The organism is Streptomyces sp. NPDC026522 (assembly GCF_055567555.1).
Genome location: NZ_JBVHQF010000011.1, coordinates 58,923 through 81,504, shown reverse-complemented (window position 1 = coordinate 81,504; position 22,582 = coordinate 58,923). Strand labels below are relative to the sequence as shown.

Below are 22,582 nucleotides of genomic sequence, written 5' to 3'. Positions count from 1 at the left end.
GTTCCGCCCGGCCGTGGGGGAACGGGGGCGGAAGACGGGTGCGCGGCCCCGGCCCTCGGGGGGAGGGGAGGACGGGGGCCGCGCGGTCAGGTGGTCCGTGGGGCGCGCTACTGCGCCGTGATGAGCTTGCCGTCGGGGGCGACGGCGTACCAGGTGCCGCCCACGCCCTGGCCGTTGGTGTCGCCGGCCTTCTTGTCACCGGTGAACGTGTAGACGGGCCAGCAGTTCACCGTCTGCTGCTTCTTGCCGTCGGGGCGGTCCAGCACCAGGTAGTTCTTCTCGATGATGCCCTTGGCGTTGGCCTTGTCCACCGGGGGAACCACCGGCCACTTGGCGACGCAGTCGCCCTCGCACTTGGAGACCATCGGCCAGGCGGTGTCCGGCTTGAACCGGTAGACCGTCATCCCGTTGCCGTCGACGATGTGGTCACCGAGCTTGGGGTCCTTCGCCACGGTCAGCGCGCCCGTCGGCTGACCGGCACCGGCCGGAGCGGGGGCCGGCTTCGCGGCCTTCTTGCCGTCCGGCGCCGCGGCGAACCAGGTGCCGCCCACGCCCTGGCCGTTGGTGTCACCCGCCTTGGTGTCCTTGGCGAACCGGTACACCGGCCAGCCCGCCACCGTCAGCTGCTTGCTGCCGTCGGTCCGCACGACCTCACCGAGCAGCGCCGCGTCCATGCCGGCGGCGGCCGTGGCGTCGCCGGCCGCGACGGCAGGCCAGGCCTTCGCGCAGTCGCCGTCGCAGTTCGACTTCGGCGGCTTGGCCGTGTCCTTGTCGAAGCGGTAGAGGGTGAATCCGGCGCTGTCGGTGAGGACCGGGCCCAGCGCGTCGTTGGCCGCGACCGCCAGCTGCCCGGCAGCCTTCGCGCCGGAAGCGCCCGCGGCGCCGGCCGCCGCGTCGGCCGCGTAGGGATCCGCGGCGGGAGCCTGGGGGGCGCCGGCCGCGGCCGGCTTGGCTGCGCCGGCCGCCTTGTCGTCGCCGCCGCCGCACGCGGTCGCCGCCAGGGTGACGACGATCGCGATCGCGGCCAGGGAAGTTCCGCGCTTGATACCCATGTTGATCTCTCCCACGTGTGGTGTCCGCCGAGTCCGTCGCCGGAGCGTCGGCAACTTGTGCAGGACACGTCGTCGGGGGAGGGACCTGTTCAGCCGGTTCGGTGTGGCCTCTTTCACCTATCCCGCGTCGAACCCGGCCCGCCGCAGGGCCGTGACCACAGCGAGGCCCAGGACCCGGTGTCCGTCGTCGTTGGGGTGCAGTCCGTCCGCGAGGTGCTCGGGGCCGAGCAGGTCCCGGCCCGGCAGCAGGGCCAGCCGGCCGTCCCCGGCGGCGGTCCGGTCGCGGACGGCGCGCTCCATGGCGTCGCGCAGGGCGCCCAGGGTGGCGCCGAGCCGGTTCGGGGTGCGCTCGGCGTCGGGGCGCAGCAAGGGGGACAGCAGGAGCAGCGGGGTGTGCGGGTGGCCCTGCCGTACGAGGTCGAGGAACGCGCGCGTGGTCTCGTAGAGCATCGGGGCGGAGAAGGGCACCCGGGACCAGCAGTTGGTGCCGAAGGCGAGCGTCAGGGCGTCGGCGGGGAGCCCGGCGAGCTGTTCGGCGGTGGCGAGTTCCCCGCGCGCGGCGCCCGCGTACCCCAGGTTGACGGTGTCCCAGCCCAGTTCCCGGCCGGCGACGGCGGCCCAGCCGTGGGCGGGGCGGGTGGACCACCAGCCCTCGGTGATGGAGTCGCCGTGCACCACCCAGCGCGGGGCCGGCGGGGCGGGGGTGAGGGGGCCGCCGATCCCGCGCACGCCCAGGATCAGCGGCGACTGGGCCTCGGGCGGGTGGACGGTCAGCGGCCCGGCGCCGCCGGGCAGCGGTATGCGTACGACGGCCTCCGCGGCCGGCTCGGTCCACACCTCGCGGAGCACCCCGTGGCGGTCCCAGAGCGCGAAGCCGTGCGCGACGTCGCGCAGCGCGTCGGTGGGCCCGGGCACGGTCGCCCGGTAGCGGATCTCCACCGCGTGCGCCCGCCCGGGCACGAACTCCAGCCGCACCCCGATGGGCAGCGTGGCGCGCTCGCCGGTGTCCCAGGGCAGCCGCATGGTGTCCGCCGGGTCGGCGCGCACCGGCCGGCCCTCGTCCAGCCAGGCGACCCCGCGCAGGAAGGGGCCCGGATCCTGCCACGCGCCGTCCGTGCCGCTCACCGCTCTCACGCATCGCCTCCGGTCCTCGGATGGGGGGAACGCTTCGATCCGTACCCCGCCGGGACGGGTTCGACCGCTGCGCCGCCGAACCCGTCGAAAAGGGTCCGCGAGGCGGCCTACGCAGTGATCGATCATCCGCGCGCAACAAAGGACCATCCGGGACAGATCCGCGCAACGATCGTGCGCCAATGTGCAAGGATGGTGCATTACGGGCGGTATCACTCAGCTCGTAGGCTCACTCGCTGTACGTGGAGTGGCGCGGACCGCCTGCTCGGCGGTCCCCCATGCCCAGGCAGGCTCCCGCTCGCCTGTTCCTGCTCCGGACCGCTGCGGTCGACGCCTGAAAGTCCCCATCCGCAGTGTCAAAGGAGTCCTTTCGTGCTCGAAACCGGCCAGGCGCCACCGCTCACGTCCGAGCCCAGCAAGCCTGCCCATCCTTTGCTGCGCCGCAAGCCGGTCGAGCAGCTGGTCGCCGAGGGCGGCCAGGGTGAGGGCGGCTCGCTGCGCCGCTCGCTCACCATGTGGCAGCTGACCATGATCAGCATCGGCGCCACCCTGGGCACCGGCATCTTCGTCGTCCTCGGCGAGGCCGCCCCCAAGGCGGGCCCGGCCGTGACGATCTCCTTCATCATCGCGGGCCTGACCGCGCTGTTCTCGGCGCTGTCCTACGCCGAGCTGGCCGGATCCGTCCCGGTCTCGGGCTCCTCGTACTCGTACTCCTACGCCACCATGGGCGAGTTCGTCGCCTGGATCTGCGGCTGGTGCCTGGTCCTGGAGTACGCGGTGTCCGTCGCGGCCGTCGCCGTCGGCTGGGGCCAGTACCTCAACGAGCTGCTCGACGGGACCATAGGCGTCACCCTCCCCGAGAAGCTCGCCGCCCCGATGGGCGAGGGCGGCTGGATCAACCTGCCCGCGCTGGTCGTGGTCCTGCTCGCGATGGTCTTCCTGATGCGCGGCGCCAAGGAGAGCGCCACCATCAACTCGATCATGGTCGGCGTGAAGATCGTGACGCTCGTGCTCTTCATCGGCATCGGCGTCATGGGCATCAAGTCCGGCAACTACACCCCGCTGGCCCCGCTCGGCGTCACCGGCATCAGCGCCGCCGCCTCCACCCTCTTCTTCTCCTACATCGGCTTCGACGCCGCCTCCACCGCCGGTGAGGAAGCCAAGAACCCGAAGAAGGACCTGCCGCGCGCGATCATGCTCTCGCTGGGCATCGTCACGGTCCTGTACGTCCTCGTCGCCTTCGTCGCCGTCGGCGCCATGCCGTGGCAGGACTTCGCGGGCACCGAGGCCGCGCTCGCCCAGATCATGACCAACGTCACCGGCACCAGCGTCTGGGGCGTCGTCCTCGCGGCCGGCGCGGTCGTCGCCATCGCCTCCGTGGTCTTCGCCGTGCTCTACGGCCAGACCCGCATCCTCTTCGCGATGTCCCGCGACGGCCTCGTCCCGAAGGTCTTCGCCAAGGTCGACGCCAAGACCGGCGCGCCCCGCGCCAACGTGGTGATCGTCTCGCTCTTCTGCGGCGCGCTCGCCGCCTTCATCCCCCTGGGTGAGCTGGCCAACGCCACCAGCATCGGCACGCTCTTCGCCTTCGCCCTGGTCAACGTGGCCGTCATGATCCTGCGCCGCACCAAGCCCGACATGCCGCGCACCTTCAAGGTGGCGCTGTACCCGGTGACGCCGATCCTCGGCTTCCTGGCCTGCGCCTACATGATGTACAGCCTGCCGGGCGCCACGTGGGTCGCGTTCGGTGTCTGGATGGCCGTCGGCCTCGTGGTCTACTTCCTGTACGGCATCCGCCGCTCCCGACTGGCCACAGCAGAGAAGTGATCCACCCGCAGTGCGACTGAACGATCTCGACGAACGCATCGTGCACGCCCTCGCCGAGGACGCCCGCCGTTCCTACGCGGACATCGGCTCCGAGGTCGGGCTCTCCGCCCCCGCCGTGAAGCGGCGCGTGGACCGGCTGCGGACGGAAGGGGCCATCACCGGCTTCACCGTCCGCGTGGACCCGGCCGCCATGGGCTGGGAGACCGAGGGCTTCATCGAGATCTACTGTCGCCACAACACCTCGCCGGACGACATCCGGCGGGGTCTGGAGCGGTACCCCGAGGTGGTGTCCGCGTCGACCGTCACCGGCGACGCGGACGCCGTCGTCCAGATCTTCGCCTCCGACATGCGCCACTTCGAGCGGGTCCTGGAGCGCATCGCGGGCGAGCCGTTCGTGGAGCGCACGAAGTCGGTCCTGGTCCTCTCCCCGCTGCTGCGCCGCTTCACCTCCGGCGCCCCGGCCTGAGCCCCTGACCGGGCCCGCTCGGGTGCGGGTCACCGGCTCCGCTCACACCCGGGCCGGAGTGCGCTCGTCCAGCAGGGCGCGGCGCTCCTCTTCCGTGAGGCCGCCCCACACCCCGAACGGCTCGCGGGCCGTCAGCGCGTGCTCCAGGCAGGCCGCGCGCACCGGGCATCCGGCGCAGACGCGCTTCGCCGCCTCGTCCCGGACCTCGCGGTCCTCGCCCCGCTCTCCGGCAGGGTGGAAGAACCGGCCGGAACCGAGGTCCCGACAGGCGGCACGGGACTGCCACTGCCAGTAGTGGTGGGCGGAACCCGGCAGGCGGGAGACGTCGGACATGGCGGTTCCTTTCCGTGGGAAGTCGTCGGTATCAGCGCGTGTGACCCTTCCCCGCGCACTGAAACCCCTTCCCGCGTACGGGAATCTCCGCCCTCCGGCTCACCCGCCCGGGGTGCGCAGCCCGATGAACACCGGCTCGCGGCGCAGGGTGAACCCCATCGACCGGTACAGCCGGATCGCCCCGGTGTTCGCGGCGGCCGCGTGCAGGAAGGGGGCGTCCCCGCGCTCGCGGACGACGGCCGCCACCGCACGGACCAGCCGCCCGGCCAGGCCCTCGCCCCGGTGGCCGGGGTGGGTGCACACCGCGCTGATCTCCGACCAGCCGGGCGGCCGCATCCGCTCCCCGGCCATCGCCACCAGCCGGCCCTCGCGCCGGATCCCGAGGTACGTGCCCAGCTCCACGGTGCGCACGGCGAACGGCCCCGGCTCGGTGAGGCGCACCAGCTCCAGCATCTCGGGCACGTCGGCCCGGCCCAGCCGCACCGCCTCCGGGTCGGCCTCGGCCCGCACCTCGCGGCCGTCCAGCTGCACGCCCGGTATCGAGCGCAGCGTCCGCCACCCGTCGGGCGGGGTCGGCAGGCCGGTCAGCCAGACCTCCTGGCCCGGGCCGACCAGGGACGCCAGGTCCGCCCAGGCCAGCGGGTCCGCCGGATCGGCGACGGCGGCGAAGGGGTTGGCGTCCCGCTGGTAGCGGGCCGCGCGGCCGGCCACTTCGGCGAACTCCCGGTGCGGGCCCGTGAGGGCGGCCCAGACCGGGTTGTCGAGGGGGTGGGCGCCGGCGGCGGCGAGGGTGTCCGGGTCGGGGGACATGGAGTACGGGGTCCTTCGGGTCGGAGGCGGGCGGCAGCGCCGCGTGCCCGCCTCCAGGACGCCCCGGGGGCGCCACGGCGCTGCGGGGGCCGGCAGAATCCTCAGCGTCCCGCCCGGGCCGTTTTATGCCCGCGGACGCCTCGCCGGCCCCGGGCGGCGCGGGCTCCGGAGCCGGGCCGGCCCCCGCCGCGCCGGCCGGCGCGGAGCGGCGCGTACCCTCGTAGGCGGGGCACCGCTCCGGGGCGCGACGGGGCCGTCGCGGCCCCGCGCAACGAATCTCCGTACCGGCGGCGAAACACGCAACGAATCGATGCTCCGAGCGCAACGGAGACGTCTTGTCGTGGTCGAACGGGTGAACGTACCGTTTTGGGACACCCTCCCACCCGTCACAGAGGTACGCCCATGCCCCCGCTGCGCACCGCTCTCCTCCAGAGCTCCGGAGTCCTCGGCCACCCCGCCGAGAACCTCAAGAGGCTCGACGAGGCTGCGGCGCGCGCCGCACAGGGCGGGGCCGGGCTCCTCGTGACCTCGGAGATGTTCCTGACCGGCTACGCGCTGGACCTCCAGGACATCCCCGGGCTCGCCGAACCGGCCGACGGCCCGTCCGCCGTCGCCATCGGCGAGATCGCCCGCCGCCACGGCGTCGCCGTCCTGTACGGCTACCCGGAGCGGTCGGGCGCGGCGGTATACAACTCCGCGCAGCTCATCGGCCCCGACGGGACCGCGCTGGCGAGCTACCGCAAGACCCATCTCTTCGGCTGCTTCGAACAGGACGCCTTCACCCCCGGCGACACCCCCGTCGTCCAGGCGGACCTGAACGGCCTCCGCGTCGGCCTCATGATCTGCTACGACGTGGAGTTCCCCGAGAACGTCCGGGCCCACGCGCTCGCCGGGACCGACCTCCTCCTGGTCCCGACCGCGCAGATGCACCCGTTCCAGTTCGTCGCCGAACAGCTGGTCCCGGTGCGGGCCTTCGAGAACCAGATGTACGTCGCGTACGTCAACCGGACCGGCCCCGAGGGCGAGTTCGAGTTCGTCGGACTCAGCTGCCTCGCGAGCCCCGACGGCGTCACCCGCACCCGGGCCGGCCGCGGCGAGGAGCTGGTCCTCGGCGACGTCGACCCCGAGCTGCTGCGGGTCTCGCGCGAGACCAACCCGTACCTGCGCGACCGCCGCCCGGGACTCTACGCCTCCCTCGTCTGAGCCCTCTCCCTCCCCGCCCGATCCCCCCGCCTGCCACAGTCCGTTCGCAAGGAGCCGTACCCCATGACGTCCACGGTGCCCACCGCCGTCCCGCACAGCGACGGACAGCCCCCGATCACCATGTTCGGTCCGGACTTCCCGTACGCGTACGACGACTTCCTCGCCCACCCGGCGGGGCTCGGCCAGGTACCGGCGACGGAGCACGGCACCGAGGTCGCCGTCATCGGCGGCGGGCTGTCCGGCATCATCTCCGCCTACGAGCTGATGAAGATGGGCCTCAAGCCCGTCGTCTACGAGGCCGACCAGATCGGCGGCCGGCTGCGGACCGTCGGCTTCGACGGCCCGGGCACGGACGGTCTCACGGCGGAGATGGGCGCGATGCGCTTCCCGCCCTCCTCCACCGCCCTCCAGCACTACATCGACCTCGTCGGCCTGGTCACGGAGCCCTTCCCGAACCCGCTCGCCGAGGCCACCCCCTCCACGGTGGTCGACCTCAAGGGCGAGACCCACTACGCCGAGACCATCGCCGACCTCCCGCAGGTCTACCGCGACGTCGCCGCCGCGTGGAACGCCTGCCTGGAAGAGGGCGCGGACTTCTCCGACATGAACACCGCGATGCGCGAGCGGGACGTCCCGCGCATCCGGGAGATCTGGGCGAAGCTCGTCGAGAAGCTCGACAACCAGACCTTCTACGGCTTCCTGTGCGAGTCGCAGGCCTTCCAGTCCTTCCGCAAGCGCGAGATCTTCGGCCAGGTCGGGTTCGGTACCGGCGGCTGGGACACCGACTTCCCGAACTCCATCCTGGAGATCCTGCGCGTCGTCTACACCGAGGCGGACGACCACCACCGCGGCATCGTCGGCGGCTCGCAGCAGCTGCCGCTGCGGATGTGGGAGCGCGAGCCCGAGAAGATCGTCCACTGGGCGCAGGGCACCTCGCTGTCCTCCCTGCACGACGGCGCCCCGCGCCCGGCGGTGACCCGCCTGCACCGCACGGCCGGCAACCGCATCACGGTCACGGACGCCTCCGGCGACATCCGCACGTACCGGGCCGCGATCTTCACGGCCCAGTCGTGGATGCTGCTGTCGAAGATCGCGTGCGACGACACGCTCTTCCCGATCGACCACTGGACGGCGATCGAGCGGACCCACTACATGGAGTCCTCGAAGCTGTTCATCCCGGTGGACCGGCCGTTCTGGCTGGACAAGGACGAGGAGACCGGCCGCGACGTCATGTCGATGACGCTGACGGACCGGATGACCCGCGGTACCTACCTGCTGGACAACGGCCCCGACCAGCCGGCCGTCATCTGCCTGTCGTACACCTGGTGCGACGACAGCCTGAAGTGGCTGCCGCTGTCCGCGAACGAGCGGATGGAGGTCATGCTGAAGTCCCTGGGCGAGATCTACCCGAAGGTCGACATCCGCCGTCACATCATCGGCAACCCGGTGACGGTGTCCTGGGAGAACGAGCCCTACTTCATGGGCGCGTTCAAGGCGAACCTGCCGGGCCACTACCGCTACCAGCGCCGCCTGTTCACCCACTTCATGCAGGACCGCCTCCCCGAGGACAAGCGCGGCATCTTCCTCGCGGGCGACGACATCTCCTGGACGGCGGGCTGGGCGGAGGGCGCGGTCCAGACGGCCCTAAACGCGGTCTGGGGCGTGATGCACCACCTGGGCGGCTCCACCGACGCCACCAACCCCGGCCCGGGCGACGTCTACGACGAGATCGCCCCGGTCGAACTCCCCGAGGACTGACCGTCCCCGGGCCCCCCTGATCACGGGCCGCCCCCGCGCTTCCCCAGCGCGGCGGCGGCCCGTCCTCATGCCGGGCCGTCGGGTAACGGGCCCGCCGCCACCTCGTTCAGGACGCCAGGGCCCGGGCCGGGCGGGGTTTCAGGGACGTCGGGGTCAGCAGGCAGCGGCCGACCAGGCCGACGCTCGCGTCGAGGGATTCGCGGAACTCCTCGGCGAGTTCCGGGGCGCGGCGCAGCGTCCACAGCAGGCGGGCCGCCGCCCAGGCGCCCGCGCGGGCCCGGTCCAGGCTCCAGGAGCCGAGCAGGTGCGTCAGCGGATCGGCGACCTCCAGCAGGTCGGGGCCCGGCATCAGGTCCTCGCGGATGCGTTCCTCCAGGGAGACCAGGACGTCCCCGACCCGGTCGAAGTCCGCTTCCAGCGCGGCCGGTTCGCACCCCAGGTGGCGGCAGCTGGCGACCACCGCCAGCGCCAGGTCGTGGCCGATGTGCGCGTTGATCCCGGCCAGCGCGTGCTGGAGCGGGCGCACACCGGGGTGGCGGCGGTACTGGAGCAGCGGCCGCCAGCAGGCGGGGGCCCGGTCCGCTTCCACCGCCGCCAGATAGCGCTCGGCGAAGCGGACCGTCAGGGTCTGGGCCCGGCGCGGCGCGGGGAAGTCCCCGTCCCGGACGCTCCGCTGGAGCGTCTCCGTCACCGTCAGGTACACCCGGTTGAAGACGGCGACACCGTCCTGCGCGGGCAGCCGCTCGTCCAGGGCGCGCATCCGCGCGAGCACCGCTTCCATGGGGGGCAGCGTCGCAGCCGGGGCCGCCCGATCGGGGAACTTGGCCGCGCGCTTCCCCGGTTCGGGCGAAACTCCGTCAACCGCGCGTGTCCCCGGGGTCCTGGTCGTCGTAGGCGGAGGTGCCGGCGTCGAGCAGCGGCCGCTGCTCCTTGAGGTGCGCGGGGGCGAAGTACCGCAGCGCGTGGTACCCGCCGACCACCACGATGGTGCCGAGGGCGATACCGCCCAGTTCGAACGAGCCGGTGATCTGCAGCTTGACGCCGCCGATGCCGATGATGATGCCGGCCGCGGCCGGTACCAGGTTCAGCGGGTTGCGCAGGTCCACCCCGGCGTTCAGCCAGATCTGCGCACCGAGCAGGCCGATCATCCCGTACAGGATCACCGTGATGCCGCCGAGCACCCCGCCGGGGATCGCGGCGACGACCGCCCCGAACTTCGGGCACAGGCCGAACAGCAGGGCGAAGCCCGCCGCCGCCCAGTACGCGGCCGTCGAGTAGACGCGGGTGGCCGCCATGACGCCGATGTTCTCGGAGTAGGTGGTGTTGGGCGGGCCGCCGAGCGCGGTGGACAGCATGGAGGCCGCGCCGTCGGCGGCGATGGCGGTGCCGAGCTTGTCGTCGAGCGGGTCGCCGGTCATCTCCCCGACGGCCTTGATGTGCCCGGCGTTCTCCGCGATCAGCGCGATGACGACCGGCAGTGCGACGAGGATCGCCGACCACTCGAAGGCCGGCGCGTGGAAGGAGGGCAGCCCGACCCAGTCCGCCTTCGACACCGCGGAGAGGTCGAGCCGCCAGTGGTCGACCGCGGGTCCGCCGCCCACCGTCGAGTGGATCTTGCCGAAGAGGAGGTCGAAGACCCAGGAGATCGCGTACCCGAAGACCAGACCGAGGAAGATCGCGATCCGGGACCAGAAACCGGGCAGGCACACCACGGCCAGTCCGGTGAAGACCATCACCAGCAACGCCGTCCACTGGTCCTGCGGCCAGTACGTCGACGCCGTCACCGGAGCCAGGTTGAAGCCGATCAGCATCACCACGGCGCCCGTCACCACCGGCGGCATCACCGCGTGGATGACCCGCGCCCCGAACCGCTGCACGGCCAGACCCGCCAGGAACAGCGCCACGCCGACCACGAACACGGCGCCCGTGACGACCGCGCTGTCCCCGCCGGCCGCCCGGATCGTGGCGGCGACGCCCACGAACGAGAGGGAGCAGCCCAGGTACGAGGGCACCCGGCCGCGCGTCGCCAGCAGGAAGAGGACGGTCGCGACCCCCGACATCATGATGGCGAGGTTCGGGTTCAGGCCCATCAGGACCGGCGCGACGAAACTCGCGCCGAACATCGCCACCACGTGCTGCGCGCCGAGCCCGACGGTACGCGGCCACGACAGCCGCTCGTCCGGCCGGACCACCGCGCCGGGGGCGGGCGTCCGCCCGTCCCCGTGCAGGGTCCAGCCCACGCCGAAGCCCATGTCCACCACTTCCGTTCCGCCGACCGGTCACCGATATTGGCTGCACGCGGTCAAACGTTCCCGCGGGCCAGCGGACATCCTACGGCCGGATAGCTGCCGGTTCGTCCCGATTGGCCGGGCCGCCCTCCTCGCCCGTCGGCCGCCGCCGCAACACCGCCGCCCCCGCGACCAGGGCGAACGACAGGAGCGTGACCAGCCCGAACGACACCACCAGCGAGCTCGCGTCCGCCACCGCCCCGATAGCCGACGGGGCGATCAGGCCCGAGGTGTAGGTGATCGTCGCCACCCCCGCGATGGCCTGCGCCGGAGCGGGCCCGCTGCGCGCCGCCGCCGCGAAGGCCAGCGGCACGACGACCGCGATGCCCAGCCCGATCAGGCCGAACCCCGCCAGGGCGCCCGCCGGGTGCCGGACCGCGACCACCGACAGCCCGCCCGCGGTGGCCAGTACACCGCCCGCCCGCACGGTGCGCACGGGGCCGAACCGGTCGACCACCCGGTCCCCGGCGAGCCGCGCCACCGCCATGGTCAGGGCGAACGCGGTGGTGCAGGCCGCCGCGAGACCCGCGTCCGTGTGCAGTACGTCCCGCAGGTAGACGGCGGACCAGTCCAGGCCCGCGCCCTCGGCGAAGACGGCGCAGAACCCCACCGCGCCGATGAGCAGCGCCGACTTGGGCGGCAGCGTGAAGTGCGGCGGCGCTTCGGCCTCCGCGTCGCCGCGGGGATCGAGGACCCCCCGTACGGCGACCAGCCCGGCCGCCGTCAGGGCGAGCGCGGCGACCAGGTGGTGCAGCCGGGCATCGGTACCGGCGTGCGCGGCGACCGTACCGGCGGCCGAGCCGAGCAGCGCCCCCACGCTCCACATGCCGTGCAGCGAGGACATGATCGAGCGGCCGAGCCGGTTCTCGGTCTCCACGCCGAGCGCGTTCATCGCCACGTCGGCCATGCCGGAGGTGGCTCCGTAGACGAACAGGGCGCAGCAGAGGGCGGCCAGGCCGGGGGCGAGGCTCGGCAGGACGAGGGACAGGGTCCACAGGGCCAGCAGGCCGCGCAGCGCGGTACGGGCCCCGAACCGGTGGTTGATCCGCCCGGCGAGCGGCATCGCGAGGGCGGCGCCGAGGGCGGGGAAGGCCAGCGCCAGGCCCAACGTGCCCGCGCTGAGCCCGGCGTTGTCCTGGATCCAGGGGATCCGGGTGGCGAACGAGCCGGTGACCGCGCCGTGGGCGCAGAAGACGGCGGCTATCGCGATCCGTGCGCGCCGCAGGCGCGCGGGGGTGAGTTCGAGGTCCCCGGTCGTCATGGCCGCCAACCTACCCGCCCGCGCCCCGCCCCCAGCGGTCACTTCCGGCCCGCGCTCACCTCAGCTCCCCCCACCCCCGTCGGCGGCAGACCGCGGCCACATCCAGCCCCGCCGGCGTTTGAGGCGCGGGGGGTGGGGCGGAGCCCCACGGAGCCCGGCGCGGCCGGGGCCGCAGCCGGACCGCCGCGCTACGGCCCGTCAGCCCACGCTCCGCAGGAACTCCGCGAAGCTCTGGCGGCCCACCGCCCGCCCCGGCGCCAGGTGGCCGCCCCGGCGGAACGCCGCGTACGCCTTGCCCGCCAGCGGCACCTGGACCACCCGCCGGCGACCGCGTCCCGTCGCCGCCAGCCGGGCCCGCACCAGCCCCGCCAGCGTCCGGACCTCCGGCCCGCCCAGGTCGGGGACCCGCCCCGCCGGCACCGGGACCGCCAGCTCCGCGAGCCGGTCCGCGACGTCGCCGACCGCGATCGGCTGCACCCGTACCCCCTTCGGCACCGGCACCACCGGCAGTCTCCCCAGCGCGTCCGCCAGCTGCGCCACCAGGTCGTGGAACTGGGTCGTCCGCAGGATCGTGACCCCCAGCCCCGACTCCTCCAGCAGCCGCTCGACCTCGTGCTTCGTCACGTAATAGCCGAACGGCACCACGTCCACCCCGACGATCGAGATGTAGACGATGTTGGTGACGGTCCCGGCCCGCTGGACCGCCTCGATCAGGTGGCCGGCCGCCACGTCGTCCCCGCCCCGCGGCGAGCTCGCGCAGTGCACGACGACCTCCACGCCCGCCAGTGCCGCGTCCAGCCCGCTGCCGTCCCGCAGGTCGACGGGGTACTCCTGCGCGTGCCGGCTGAGGACGCGGACCTCGTGGCCCGCCTCCCGCAGCCGGGTGACGACGAGCGTCCCGAGGGTGCCGGTGCCGCCGGTGACCAGGATCGTGCTCATGGTGGTGTTCGTCCTTTCCGGAAAGGGTGCGTTCACCAGCCGTGACCGGACAGCCTCCCCGGATGTGACAACTGCCGCAGCAGGAACTCCAGCTTCTCCGGGTTCACGACCGCCCGGATCCCGCTGACCAGCGCGTCCCCGCCGTCCGGCGCGTCCTCGAATTCGACGGTCAGCACCGCCACCTCGCCGAACACCAGCGCCGGCATCCCGTTGACCTCCGCGTGCGCGACGGGCAGGCCGGCCGTGAACTTCCCCAGCGCCCCGAGCAGGAACCGGGCCACCTTGTTGCGGCCGACGACCGGCCGCCGGGCCGCGTTGACCACCCCGCCGCCGTCCGCCACGTAGCGCGCGTCGGCGCTGAGCAGGTTCTCCAGCCGTGCCACGTCCCCGTCCCGGGCCGCGGCCATGAAGGTGTCCACCAGGCCCTGCCACCGCTGCGGATCCGCCCGGAAGCGCGGCCGGGGCGCCGCCACCCGCTGGGCCGCACGCCGGTACAGCTGACGGGTGTTGGCCTCGCTGAGGTCGAGCAGTCCGGCGATCTCCCGGTGCCCGTACGCGAAGGCCTCGCGCAGTACGTACACCGCCCGCTCCACCGGAGTGAGCTGCTCCAGCAGCACCAGCAGGGCCATGGAGACGCTGTCGCGCCGCTCCGCCGAGTCCAGCGGGCCCAGCGTGCCGTCCGAGGTCAGCACCGGCTCCGGGAGCCAGGGACCGGCGTACTCCTCGCGCCGGGCCCGGGCCGAGGTCAGGCGGGTCAGGCACAGCCGGGTCACGGTCTTCGCGAGCCAGGCGCCGGGGTGCTCGACGTCGCCCCGGTCGGCCGCGCTCCAGCGCAGGTAGGCGTCCTGGACGGTGTCCTCGGCCTCGTGCGCGGAGCCCAGCATCCGGTAGGCGATGCCGAACATCCGGCCCCGGTGTTCCTCGAAGTCCGCCGCGTAGGCGGCCGCAGGTGCGTTCACCGGAGCAGCGTACGTGGCAGGACCCGGTGGCCGCCGGGCCACCGGGTCCTGTCGTTCGCGGGGGTCACCCGCCCTCAGCCGCGGTAGTCAGCAGGCGCCCAGGTCCTTCCAGACGCCCCAGTCACCCGTGGTGCCGGGTTCCTCGTTCTGGGTCCACCACTGGGCCTTCCAGGTGCGGCCCTTGTGGGAGACGGTCGTCCCGCCCGTGTACACCTGACCGGCGACGTACGCCGGCGCGGTGCAGGTCCCGCCGGGCGGCGTGGTGGGCGGGGTCGTGGGCGGCGTGGTGGGCGGGGTCGTCGGCGGTGGGGTGGTCGGCGGGGTGGTCGGCGGTGGGGTGCTCGTGCCGCCCGGCTCGACCACCGTGGTGCCGCGCGCCAGGTCGCCGGCGATGCCGTACGTCCTGCCGCCGAAGCTCACCGTCCAGTTGGAGGGGGTGGAGGTCGGCAGGTAGTAGACGAAGTCCAGGTCCACCGAGGCGCCCGGGGCCAGCGACTGCCAGGCCGGCAGCTTGAGCGAGACCCGGTTGTAGTCGCCCTTGAGTCCGCCGACGTTGCTGCCGGTGTGGTCGCTGCGGATGACGGTGGTGCCCCAGCCGGACTGGTCCTTGGCGTTGTTGGGCGCCGAGGAGGAGTAGTCGAACTGGAACTCCGTGCCGCCCGGCAGGGTCGCCGCCGTATTGTTGGTGATCTTGAGCTTGGGGCTGATCGGGTAGTTGGAGTCGCCCAGCGGGAACTGGGTGAAGTCCACGTCCACCTTCACCGCTTCGGCCGGCATGGGGATCGTCGCGCGCTTCGCGCCGTACGGCGCCGCCGACTTGAACTTCTCGTACATCGTCGTGGTGAGCGTGTCGCCCATCTCGTACTGACCCTTGGCGGCGTTGTAGCCGTAGTCGCCCGCCAGTTCCCAGACCATCGTGCCGCCGATGCCCTTGTTGACCACGTAGTCGGCCTTGGCGGCGACGGACTGCTCGTCCTCGGTCGACAGGAACACCTTCTTCTGGTCGTTCCACAGCCACGGCGCCACCAGGGTGGAGTCGTACTTGCGGACGTATGTGCCGGTCAGCGTGGTGTTCGTGGGGAAGCCGTACTTGGTGACGTAGTCGCCGACGACGCCCTTCTCCAGGTTCTTGGCGTGCCACATCGGGTTGGAACCGGCCGGGGACTCCTTCCCCGCCGTGTCCAGGTCGTGCCACAGGTTGTCGATGCCGACCGCGCCGTCACCGCACTTGGTCAGTCCCGCACCGGCCGGACAGCTGGTGGCCGGGGCCCTGCCCCACAGGCCGTCCGTGCCGCCCTGCACGTTCTTGAAGCCGCGGGTGTAGTACGGCAGGCCCATGTTGATGCGGCCGGCGGGCATCGAGCCGCGGAAGTAGTGGTAGGCCCAGTCGGAGTTGAGGTAGCCGATGCCGCCGTACTGGGAGGTGGAGTAGACGCCCGCGGCGGCCAGTTCGCCGTCCTTGCCGTCGTCGAACAGCGAGGCGTTGGGGCCGACGTACTCGTTCCAGGCGCCGTGCAGGTCGTAGGACATGATGTTGACGTAGTCCAGGTACTTCTGCATCTGGAACGTCTCCATGCCCCGCAGCAGGTAGCCGGAGGACGGCGCGGCGACCGAGAGCAGGTAGTGCTTGCCGTCGGCGGCGCCCGCGCGGTCGAGCCGCTCGCGCAGCGACTTCATCAGCGCGGCGTAGCCCTTGACCAGCCCGGCCCGGCGGGCGTTGGAGAGCTGCCAGTCCAGTGGGTTGCCCGCGTCCTTCATCGTCGTGGGGTACTCGTAGTCGATGTCGACGCCGTTGAAGCCGTACTTGCGGATGAAGGCGACGGAGGAGTCGGCGAAGGTGTCGATGCCCGCCTGGTTGACGGAGCCGTCGGCGTTGGTGGCCATCGAGTAGAAGCCGCCGGAGGCGACCCGGTTGCCGTCGTCGCCGAAGTAGCCGCCGGTTTCCGCCCAGCCGCCCACCGAGATCAGCGTCTTGACGTCCGGGTACTGCTTCTTGAATTTGTTCAGGAGGTTGAAGTGGCCCTTGTAGGGGAGGGCCGGGTCCATCTCGGCGCCCGCGACGCCGGGCCAGGTCATCCCGGTGGCGGCGTTGTCCGCGGTGTCCGCGCCGACCGAGATCTTGTTGTCGGAGCCGACGTGGGCGAAGGCGTAGTTCAGGTGGGTGACCTTGGACCACGGGACGTTGTTGGCGAGGTAGGCGGGGGTGCCGTCCTTGCCGGTGCGCCAGCCCGTGAAGTAGCCGATGACGCGCCGCTGGTGGTCGGCGCCCATCTTCTCGCGGCCTGCGGAGTCGTAGACCGAGCAGTACGGGACGTCGACACCGGGCGTCGTGTACAGCCCGTCGGGGCGGCAGCCCGGGTTGTCGGCGGCCTGGGAGACGCCCGTGGAGAGCCCGGCGACCAGCAGCCCGGCGATGGCCGCGCCGGATGCCAGGAGCATCGCTCTCGTACGTGTGGGGGACGGCATGGTGCCTCCTGGGGAGGGGAGGATGGCAGGACTCGGCCTGGGGCAACGTGCGTACGAATGGCGCTGGTTGGCCCGCGGCGTGCGCACGCCGACGGACCGCCTCCCGGGGAAGGTGAAGGGAACGTTAAGAGGACTAGACCACCCCGTCAATAGGTCTGGACCAAAGCGCGTACGCGGTCCGGCCCGCGCTGCGGGTGGCGCAATGGTCCCGCTTGAGAACGGCCGGTTTGTGATCCAGGCCACAGTGCTTCGCCCACATGGCCGCAGATCGGCCGTGGCACACTGGCCCTAGTACCAGTAGCAGCGCACTCCGGGGTCGGTGTAATTCCGAACCGGCGGTTATAGTCCGCGACCCGTCCGCAGCCAGCGGCCGGTTGACCAGGTGAAATTCCTGGACCGACGGTTAAAGTCCGGATGGGAGGCAGTGCGCGGCGGGCCAGTGACCGGTACGCCGCCGTCGGCGGTCCACAGGGCGTATCCCACGGGATACCACCGAAGGGACCCGCTTTTTCCGGCCCCGGCGTCCCCGCGTCCGCGTCCCGCTTCATCTGTCGTATCCCGACAGGCCCCGGAGTCCGTGCCCGATGAGGCAGGAGGACCCGGTGGCGACAGACGCCGCGCAGACCGCACCCGAGACGGGTGCCGCCGCCATGCGCCGGGCGATCGCCCTCGCGGCCCGCGGACTCGGCTCCACCAGCCCCAACCCCGTCGTCGGCTGCGTCATCACGGACGCCGCCGGAACGGTCGTCGGCGAAGGCTGGCACCAGCGGGCCGGCGGTCCGCACGCCGAGGTCCACGCCCTGCGCGCCGCGGGCCCCGCCGCCCGCGGCGGCACCGCGTACGTCACCCTCGAACCCTGCAACCACACCGGACGCACCGGCCCCTGCGCGCAGGCCCTCCTCGACGCGGGCGTCACCCGCGTCGTCTACGCCGTCCCCGACCCGAACCCGCAGGCCAGCGGCGGCGCCGCCACCCTGCGCGCGGCCGGGGTCGAGACCGCGGGCGGGTTCCTGCGGGCCGAGGCCGAGGCGGGCAACGCCGCATGGCTGACTGCCGTGCGCCTGGGCCGCCCCCACGTCACCTGGAAGTACGCCGCCACCCTCGACGGCCGCAGCGCCGCCGCCGACGGCAGCAGCCGCTGGATCACCGGCCCGGAGTCCCGCGCCGACGTCCACCGGCTGCGCGCCGAGGCCGACGCCGTCCTCGTCGGCGGCGGCACCCTGCGCGCCGACGACCCGCACCTCGCCGTACGCGGCATCGCAGGGGCCACCCAGCCCCTGCGCGTCGCACTCGACACGCACGCCACCCTGCTGCCCGGCGCCCGCATCCTCGACGACGCGGCCCCGACGCTGCTCGTCGTCGCGCAGGACGCCGACACCCGGCACCTGCCCGGCGTCGACCTGCTCCGGCTGCCCCTGCACGACGGCCGCATCCCCGTCCCCGGACTCCTCACCGCCCTGTACGCCCGCGGCGTGCGCTCCGTGTTCCTCGAAGGCGGCCCCACCCTGGCGGGCGCCTTCCTCGAAGCGGGGGCCGTCGACCGCGTCGTCGGCTACCTCGCCCCGGCCCTGCTCGGGGCCGGTCCCGCGGCCCTCGCCGACGCCGGCATCACCACCGTCGCCCACGCGGTGCGCCTCGACATCACCGAGGCCGTCCTCGTCGGCACCGACCTGCGCATCACCGCCGTCCCCACCACCGCCGTCCCCACCACCGCCCCCAAGGAGCACTGAGTGTTCACCGGAATCGTCGAAGAACTGGGCGAGGTCACCGCCGTCGAGCAGCTCGCCGAAGCCTCGCGCTTCCGCCTGCGCGGCCCCCTCGTCACCGACGGCGCCAAGCACGGCGACTCCATCGCCGTCAACGGCGTCTGCCTGACCGTCGTGGAGACGGGGGACGGCGAGTTCACCGCCGACGTCATGCAGGAGACCCTGAACCGCTCCAGCCTCGGCGCGCTGGCCGAGGGCTCGCGGGTCAACCTGGAGCGCCCGATGGCGCTCGGCGGCCGCCTCGGCGGCCACCTGGTCCAGGGACACGTCGACGGCACCGGCCGGATCCTCTCCCGCACCCCCTCCGAGCACTGGGAACTCGTCAAGGTCGCCCTCCCCGCGAACCTGTCCCGCTACGTCGTGGAGAAGGGCTCCATCACCGTCGACGGCGTCAGCCTCACCGTGGTGGACGCCGCCGCGGACTGGTTCACGATCAGCCTCATCCCGACCACCCTCGCCCTGACCACGCTCGGCCTCAAGCAGCCCGGCGACCCGGTCAACCTGGAGGTCGACGTCCTGGCCAAGTACGTGGAGCGGCTGCTGGCCGCCGGAGTGAACCCGCTGCGCACCGAAGGAGACGCCCAGTGAGCGCCCTGACCTGGCTCAACGCCGAGGCCTTCGAGGTCGTCGGCCAGAAGGTGATCTGGTCCGACATGATCGGCAACCTGATGGGCCTGGCCGCCCTCGCGCTCGGCTGGCGCCGCTCCATATGGACCTGGCCCGCCCAGCTCCTGTCCGGCCTCATCCTGATCGCCGCCTACGCCTCCGCCCACCTCTCCGGCGGCGTCGGCAAGCAGCTCCTGGTCATCGGCGTGGCCGTATGGGGCTGGCGCGCCTGGCAGCGCGGCAGGCAGCAGGCCCAGGACGGCTCCATCGCCGTCCGCACCGCGACCTGGCGCGAGCGCGGCCTGCTGCTGGCCGGAGCGGCCCTCGGCACCCTCGCCGTGGGCGGCCTCTTCAGCCTCTTCCCGAACCTGTCCTGGAGCCCGTGGGCCGACGCGTACATCTTCGTCGGCACCATCGTGGCGATGGTCGCCCAGGCCCGCGGCCTGGTCGAGTTCTGGTTCGCCTGGCTCCTCGTCGACCTCGTCGGCGTACCGCTCGCCTTCACCAACGGCCTGGCCTTCTCCGGCCTCGTCTACGTCGTCTACTTCGCGCTCGTCCTGTGGGGCGCGTACGACTGGTACCAGCGCTCGCGCACCACGACCGCCCCGGCCCTCGAAGGAGCAACGGCATGACCACCCTCAAGCCCGTGCCGGACATGCCCGACGACGCGGAGACCTTCCGCCTCGACCCCGTCGAGCAGGCCGTCCGCGACATCGCGGCAGGCCGCCCGGTCGTCGTCGTGGACGACGAGGACCGCGAGAACGAGGGAGACCTCGTCATCGCGGCCGAGAAGGCCACCCCCGAGATCATCGCGTTCATGATGAGCGAGTGCCGCGGCCTGATCTGCGCCCCCATGGAGGGGGCCGAGCTGGACCGGCTCGAACTGCCCCAGATGGTCCAGCACAACACCGAGTCGATGAAGACCGCCTTCACCGTCTCCGTCGACGCGAGCGCCGCCCACGGCGTCACCACCGGCATCTCCGCCGCCGACCGCGCAACCACCCTGCGGCTGCTCGCCGCCGGAAGCTGCGAGCCCTCGGACTTCGTCCGCCCCGGCCACATCTTCCCGCTGCGCGCCAAGCCCGGCGGCGTCCTGGTCCGCAACGGCCACACCGAGGCCGCCGTCGACCTCGCCCGCCTCGCGGGGCTGCGCCCGGCCGGCGCCATCGTGGAGATCGCCGGCGAGGACGGCGTCATGCTGCGGCTGCCCGAGCTGATCCCCTTCGCCCGCAAGCACGGCCTGACGATCATCTCCATAGAGGATCTGATCGCCTACCGCCGCTCCGCCGAGCCGACCGTGCGCCGCGAGGCCGAGGTCAACCTGCCGACCGCCTTCGGCGCGTTCACCGCGTACGGCTACCGCTCCACCGTCGACGGCGTCGAACACGTCGCCCTCGTCCACGGCGAGGTCGGCGACGGCAACGACATCCTGGTCCGGATGCACTCCGAGTGCCTGACCGGCGACATCTTCCAGTCCCAGCGCTGCGACTGCGGCCCGCAGCTGCACGCCTCCATGGCCCGCATCCAGGCCGAGGGCCGCGGCGTGGTGGTCTACCTGCGCGGCCACGAGGGCCGCGGCATCGGACTGCTGTCCAAGCTGCGCGCGTACGAACTCCAGGAGCGCGGCCGCGACACCCTCGACGCCAACCTGGAACTCGGCCTGCCCGCCGACGCCCGCGACTACGGGGCCGGCGCACAGATCCTCGCCGACCTCGGCGTGCACAGCGTGCGGCTGCTCACCAACAACCCCGACAAGGCGGACGCCCTGGTCGGCCACGGCATCGCCGTCGCCGGCCGGGAGGCGATGCCGATCGAGGCGGGCGAGCACAACCTGCGCTACCTGCGCACCAAGCGCGACCGGATGGGTCACGACCTGCCCTGGTTGGAGGGGCCCGTGACCACCTCCGCCTGCGGCAACCAGTAACCCCCCGCACCGACCCACCCCACCCCGAACGTCTACACGAACCACGAGGAGCAGAGCTGTGAGCGGCAAGGGCGCACCCGAACTGAGCGTGAAGAACTGCGGCGACCTGCGGGTCGCCGTGATCGCGGCCCAGTGGCACGAGAAGGTCATGGACGGGCTGGTCGACGGCGCCCTGCGGGCCCTGCACGAGCTGGGCATCGACGAGCCCACCCTGCTGCGCGTCCCCGGCAGCTTCGAGCTGCCGGTCGTGGCGAAGGTACTGGCCGGTCGCGGCTACGATGCCATCGTCGCCCTCGGTGTGGTCATCCGCGGCGGCACCCCGCACTTCGACTACGTCTGCCAGGGCGTCACCCAAGGCCTGGTACAGGTGTCGATCGACACCGGAGTCCCCGTCGGCTTCGGCGTCCTGACCTGCGACAACGACGAGCAGGCGCTGGACCGCGCCGGGCTCGAGGGGTCCAACGAGGACAAGGGGCACGAAGCGGTCACCGCCGCCGTCTCCACCGCCATGACCCTGCGGACCGTCAGCGAACCCTGGCGCTGAGTGGCAGCGGGGGACCCCTTATTCTGAGGACCATCATGGCGAACAAACCCACCAAGAGCTTCGAAGAACTCTTCACCGAGCTCCAGCTCAAGGCCGCCAACGGCGACCCCAGCTCCTCCCGCACCGCCGAGCTCGTCGGCAAGGGCGTCCACGCCATCGGCAAGAAGGTCGTCGAGGAGGCCGCCGAGGTCTGGATGGCCGCCGAGTACGAGGGCAAGGAAGCCGCCGCCGAGGAGATCTCCCAGCTGCTCTACCACGTCCAGGTGATGATGGTGGCGCGCGGGATCTCCCTCGACGACGTCTACGCGCACCTCTAGGGGCGTCCTACGGCCGGAGCTCTTCCCGCGGGTCCCCCGCCCGCACCCACTCTTTCGCACCTACGCACCCGAGGAAGCCCCCATGCTGCGCATCGCCGTCCCCAACAAGGGTTCACTCTCCGGACCGGCGTCGGCGATGCTCCATGAGGCCGGCTACCGGATGCGCAAGGAGTCCAAGGAGCTGGTGGTCGTCGACCCCGAGAACGAGGTCGAGTTCTTCTACCTCCGCCCCAAGGACATCGCGATCTACGTGTCCTCCGGCAAGCTCGACATCGGCATCACCGGCCGGGACCTGCTGCTCGACTCCGGCGCCAGCGCCGAGGAGATCCTGCCGCTGAACTTCGGCCGGTCCACCTTCCGCTACGCCACCCTGCCCGGGACCGCGAAGGGCCCCGAGGACTTCACCGGAATGACGATCGCCACCTCGTACGAGGGAATCGTCGCCAAGCACCTCGCCGAGAAGGGCATCGACGCCTCCGTCGTCCACCTCGACGGCGCGGTCGAGACCGCCATCCAGCTCGGCGTCGCCCAGATCATCGCGGACGTCGTGGAGACCGGCACCAGCCTGCGCAACGCGGGCCTGGAAGTCATCGGCGAGCCGATCCTCACCTCCGAGGCCGTGGTCATCCGCGGCAACGGCACCGATCCGGACAACCCGCAGGCCCAGCAGTTCCTGCGCCGCCTCCAGGGCGTGCTGGTGGCCCGCAGCTACGTGATGATGGACTACGACTGCCGCGCCGAGCACCTGGAGCGCGCGGTGGCCCTCACCCCCGGCCTGGAGTCGCCGACCGTCTCCCCGCTGCACAACGAGGGCTGGGTCGCGGTCCGCGCCATGGTTCCCGCCAAGGAAGCCCAGCGGATCATGGACGACCTGTACGAGCTCGGCGCGCGCGCGATCCTCACCACCTCGATCCACGCCTGCCGACTCTGAC

General features: G+C 72.4%; 21 protein-coding genes and 1 riboswitch. Of the genes, 11 read left to right on the top strand and 10 right to left on the bottom strand.

Annotated elements, in window-relative coordinates; all coding sequences use genetic code 11:
- Positions 1-107: 107 nt before the first annotated feature.
- Together ACZ4M3_RS26475 and ACZ4M3_RS26470 are read right to left on the bottom strand one after the other, a co-directional pair.
- Complete coding sequence (locus ACZ4M3_RS26475) at positions 108-1,052, bottom strand: SCO0930 family lipoprotein (protein WP_467736673.1); 945 nt, start codon at positions 1,050-1,052, stop codon at positions 108-110.
- 117 nt (positions 1,053-1,169) lie between these two features.
- Entirely contained in the window at positions 1,170-2,186 is a 1,017-nt protein-coding gene (locus ACZ4M3_RS26470) for a GDSL-type esterase/lipase family protein (protein ID WP_467736671.1), read from the bottom strand.
- A 369-nt stretch (positions 2,187-2,555) separates the two neighbouring features.
- On the opposite strand from ACZ4M3_RS26470, the gene ACZ4M3_RS26465 reads away from it, so the two are divergent.
- Together ACZ4M3_RS26465 and ACZ4M3_RS26460 are read left to right on the top strand one after the other, a co-directional pair.
- Positions 2,556-4,010, top strand: coding sequence for an amino acid transporter (locus ACZ4M3_RS26465; protein ID WP_467736669.1), 1,455 nt, complete (start codon positions 2,556-2,558; stop codon positions 4,008-4,010).
- Between the two features lie 10 nt (positions 4,011-4,020).
- Positions 4,021-4,476 (top strand): Lrp/AsnC family transcriptional regulator, encoded by a 456-nt coding sequence (locus ACZ4M3_RS26460; protein WP_467736667.1) that lies wholly within the window; start codon positions 4,021-4,023, stop codon positions 4,474-4,476.
- Between the two features lie 42 nt (positions 4,477-4,518).
- Here ACZ4M3_RS26460 and ACZ4M3_RS26455 read toward each other — a convergent pair whose 3' ends face one another.
- Positions 4,519-4,809, bottom strand: a complete 291-nt coding sequence (locus ACZ4M3_RS26455) for a WhiB family transcriptional regulator (RefSeq protein ID WP_467736665.1) — start codon at positions 4,807-4,809, stop codon at positions 4,519-4,521.
- Between the two features lie 99 nt (positions 4,810-4,908).
- Positions 4,909-5,619 (bottom strand): GNAT family N-acetyltransferase, encoded by a 711-nt coding sequence (locus ACZ4M3_RS26450; protein WP_467736663.1) that lies wholly within the window; start codon positions 5,617-5,619, stop codon positions 4,909-4,911.
- Between the two features lie 402 nt (positions 5,620-6,021).
- On the opposite strand from ACZ4M3_RS26450, the gene ACZ4M3_RS26445 reads away from it, so the two are divergent.
- Positions 6,022-6,822: a carbon-nitrogen hydrolase family protein gene (locus tag ACZ4M3_RS26445; RefSeq protein WP_467736661.1), complete on the top strand. Its 801-nt coding sequence runs from the start codon at positions 6,022-6,024 to the stop codon at positions 6,820-6,822.
- A gap of 63 nt (positions 6,823-6,885) precedes the next feature.
- Entirely contained in the window at positions 6,886-8,580 is a 1,695-nt protein-coding gene (locus ACZ4M3_RS26440; RefSeq protein WP_467736659.1) for a flavin monoamine oxidase family protein, read from the top strand.
- Between the two features lie 106 nt (positions 8,581-8,686).
- On the opposite strand, the gene ACZ4M3_RS26435 is transcribed toward ACZ4M3_RS26440, so the two are convergent.
- From ACZ4M3_RS26435 to ACZ4M3_RS26410, 6 genes are all read right to left on the bottom strand, one after another.
- Complete coding sequence (locus ACZ4M3_RS26435) at positions 8,687-9,361, bottom strand: DUF5995 family protein (RefSeq protein ID WP_467736657.1); 675 nt, start codon at positions 9,359-9,361, stop codon at positions 8,687-8,689.
- 76 nt (positions 9,362-9,437) lie between these two features.
- Entirely contained in the window at positions 9,438-10,832 is a 1,395-nt protein-coding gene (locus ACZ4M3_RS26430; RefSeq protein WP_467736655.1) for a uracil-xanthine permease family protein, read from the bottom strand.
- Between the two features lie 79 nt (positions 10,833-10,911).
- Complete coding sequence (locus ACZ4M3_RS26425) at positions 10,912-12,129, bottom strand: MFS transporter (protein WP_467736653.1); 1,218 nt, start codon at positions 12,127-12,129, stop codon at positions 10,912-10,914.
- 198 nt (positions 12,130-12,327) lie between these two features.
- Positions 12,328-13,068 (bottom strand): SDR family oxidoreductase, encoded by a 741-nt coding sequence (locus ACZ4M3_RS26420; RefSeq protein ID WP_467736651.1) that lies wholly within the window; start codon positions 13,066-13,068, stop codon positions 12,328-12,330.
- A gap of 32 nt (positions 13,069-13,100) precedes the next feature.
- A complete protein-coding gene (locus ACZ4M3_RS26415; protein WP_467736649.1) occupies positions 13,101-14,027 on the bottom strand; it encodes an RNA polymerase sigma-70 factor in 927 nt (308 codons plus the stop codon).
- An 87-nt stretch (positions 14,028-14,114) separates the two neighbouring features.
- On the bottom strand, positions 14,115-16,493 hold the full coding sequence (locus ACZ4M3_RS26410; protein WP_467736647.1) for a chitinase C-terminal domain-containing protein: 2,379 nt from the start codon (positions 16,491-16,493) through the stop codon (positions 14,115-14,117).
- A 301-nt stretch (positions 16,494-16,794) separates the two neighbouring features.
- Positions 16,795-16,925: riboswitch (FMN riboswitch) on the top strand.
- A gap of 218 nt (positions 16,926-17,143) precedes the next feature.
- Here ACZ4M3_RS26410 and ribD point away from each other — a divergent pair.
- From ribD to hisG, 7 genes are all read left to right on the top strand, one after another.
- On the top strand, positions 17,144-18,223 hold the full coding sequence (ribD, locus tag ACZ4M3_RS26405; protein WP_467737032.1) for a bifunctional diaminohydroxyphosphoribosylaminopyrimidine deaminase/5-amino-6-(5-phosphoribosylamino)uracil reductase RibD: 1,080 nt from the start codon (positions 17,144-17,146) through the stop codon (positions 18,221-18,223).
- Positions 18,224-18,847 (top strand): riboflavin synthase, encoded by a 624-nt coding sequence (locus ACZ4M3_RS26400; RefSeq protein ID WP_467736645.1) that lies wholly within the window; start codon positions 18,224-18,226, stop codon positions 18,845-18,847.
- Complete coding sequence (locus ACZ4M3_RS26395) at positions 18,844-19,497, top strand: nicotinamide mononucleotide transporter family protein (protein ID WP_467736643.1); 654 nt, start codon at positions 18,844-18,846, stop codon at positions 19,495-19,497. The genes ACZ4M3_RS26400 and ACZ4M3_RS26395 overlap by 4 nt, the downstream gene beginning before the upstream one ends.
- Positions 19,494-20,789, top strand: a complete 1,296-nt coding sequence (locus tag ACZ4M3_RS26390; RefSeq protein WP_467736641.1) for a bifunctional 3,4-dihydroxy-2-butanone-4-phosphate synthase/GTP cyclohydrolase II — start codon at positions 19,494-19,496, stop codon at positions 20,787-20,789. Before ACZ4M3_RS26395 ends, ACZ4M3_RS26390 begins: the two co-directional genes overlap by 4 nt.
- A 58-nt stretch (positions 20,790-20,847) precedes the next feature.
- A complete protein-coding gene (gene ribH / locus ACZ4M3_RS26385; RefSeq protein WP_007262951.1) occupies positions 20,848-21,333 on the top strand; it encodes a 6,7-dimethyl-8-ribityllumazine synthase in 486 nt (161 codons plus the stop codon).
- A gap of 35 nt (positions 21,334-21,368) precedes the next feature.
- Positions 21,369-21,650: a phosphoribosyl-ATP diphosphatase gene (locus ACZ4M3_RS26380; RefSeq protein ID WP_214944004.1), complete on the top strand. Its 282-nt coding sequence runs from the start codon at positions 21,369-21,371 to the stop codon at positions 21,648-21,650.
- 82 nt (positions 21,651-21,732) lie between these two features.
- Positions 21,733-22,581, top strand: a complete 849-nt coding sequence (hisG, locus tag ACZ4M3_RS26375; RefSeq protein WP_453355000.1) for an ATP phosphoribosyltransferase — start codon at positions 21,733-21,735, stop codon at positions 22,579-22,581.
- Position 22,582 lies beyond the last annotated feature (1 nt).